This window comes from Aeromicrobium stalagmiti (genome assembly GCF_013283745.1).
Taxonomy (GTDB): domain Bacteria; phylum Actinomycetota; class Actinomycetes; order Propionibacteriales; family Nocardioidaceae; genus Aeromicrobium; species Aeromicrobium stalagmiti.
The window spans coordinates 1,828-3,653 of record NZ_JABSTZ010000009.1; the positions used below are offsets into that span (position 1 = coordinate 1,828).

Sequence of the window (1,826 nt, forward strand, 5' to 3'; positions counted from 1 at the left end):
TTCTGGTAGGCGCGGGACTTTTATGTGGGACCGATCGTATTTTGAGAACTTCACAGTGGACGCGAGCATCTTTGTAGTAACAACAAGCTACTAAGTGCACATGGTGGATGCCTTGGCATCGAGAGCCGATGAAGGACGTTGGAGTCTGCGAAAAGCCCCGGGAAGGTGACAACCGACCTGTGATCCGGGGATGTCCGAATGGGGAAACCCACCTGGAGTAAAGTCCAGGTACCTCTGTCTGAACACATAGGGCAGTAGGAGGGAACGTGGGGAAGTGAAACATCTCAGTACCCACAGGAAGAGAAAACAAAAGTGATTCCGGTAGTAGTGGCGAGCGAAACTGGAAGAGGCTAAACCTCAAGCATGTGATAGCCGGCAGGCGTTGTGTTTGGGGTGTTGTGGGGCCGCATGGCCTGGTCTGCCGATCAGGCGAAGAGTCATAAACCATGAGTGAAGTGAAAGCCGACTGGAAAGTCGCGGCATAGAGGGTGATACCCCCGTACACGTAAGCTCATGGCTCTTTTGCGTCACCCCGAGTAACACCGAACCCCTGAAATTCGGTGTGAATCTGGCGGGACCACCCGTTAAGCCTAAATACTCCTCGATGACCGATAGCGGACTAGTACCGTGAGGGAAAGGTGAAAAGTACCCCGGGAGGGGAGTGAAATAGTACCTGAAACCATGTGCATACAATCCGTTGGAGCTCTTGCTAGTCAAGGGTGACAGCGTGCCTTTTGAAGAATGAGCCTGCGAGTTAGCGTTCTGTAGCGAGGTTAAGGCGTTGAGCCGTAGCCGTAGCGAAAGCGAGTCCGAATAGGGCGACCATAGTTGCAGGATCTAGACCCGAAGCGGAGTGATCTATCCATGGGCAGGTTGAAGCGCGGGTAAGACCGCGTGGAGGACCGAACCCACCTAGGTTAAAAACTGGGGGGATGACCTGTGGATAGGGGTGAAAGGCCAATCAAACTCCGTGATAGCTGGTTCTCCCCGAAATGCATTTAGGTGCAGCGTTGCGTGTTTCTTGTCGGAGGTAGAGCACTGGATGGGCTAGGGGGCCTACAAGCTTACTGAACTCAGCCAAACTCCGAATGCCGATAAGTGAGAGCGCAGCAGTGAGACAGTGGGGGATAAGCTCCATTGTCGAGAGGGAAACAGCCCAGACCATCAGCTAAGGTCCCAAAGCGATAACTAAGTGGAAAAGGATGTGGAGTCGCAGAGACAACCAGGAGGTTGGCTTAGAAGCAGCCACCCTTGAAAGAGTGCGTAATAGCTCACTGGTCAAGTAATTCCGCGCCGACAATTTAGCGGGGCTCAAGTTATCCACCGAAGCTATGGGATTCATGCAATAGCCAGGCCTTCGTGGTCCAGGCGCATGGATCGGTAGGGGAGCGTCGTGTGGCCAGCGAAGCGGCGGAGTGATCCAGCCGTGGAGGCTACACGAGTGAGAATGCAGGCATGAGTAGCGAATGAGGAGTGAGAAACTCCTCCACCGAATGACCAAGGGTTCCAGGGTCAAGCTAATCTTCCCTGGGTAAGTCGGGACCTAAGGCGAGGCCGACAGGCGTAGTCGATGGACAACGGGCTGATATTCCCGTACCGGCATTAGATCGCCCATGCTGAACCCAGAAATGCTAAGTGCCCAAAACTGGCGGGACTCTTCGGAGCGATGCCGGCGGAGCGCATGACCCGATCTGGTAGTAGGCAAGCAATGGTGTGACGCAGGAAGGTAGCTCATCCCGGGCGATGGTTGTCCCGGGCTAAGGATGTAGGGCGAATGATAGGCAAATCCGTCATTCACATAGCCTGAGATCTGATGGGGAGACAAT

1 rRNA gene (running past one end of the window) is annotated in these 1,826 nt (G+C 54.3%); it reads left to right on the forward strand.

Annotated features, from left to right (window positions below):
* The first annotated feature begins 80 nt into the window (after positions 1 to 80).
* A 23S ribosomal RNA gene (locus HQK15_RS18135) occupies positions 81 to 1,826 on the forward strand (it continues 1,456 nt past the right edge of the window).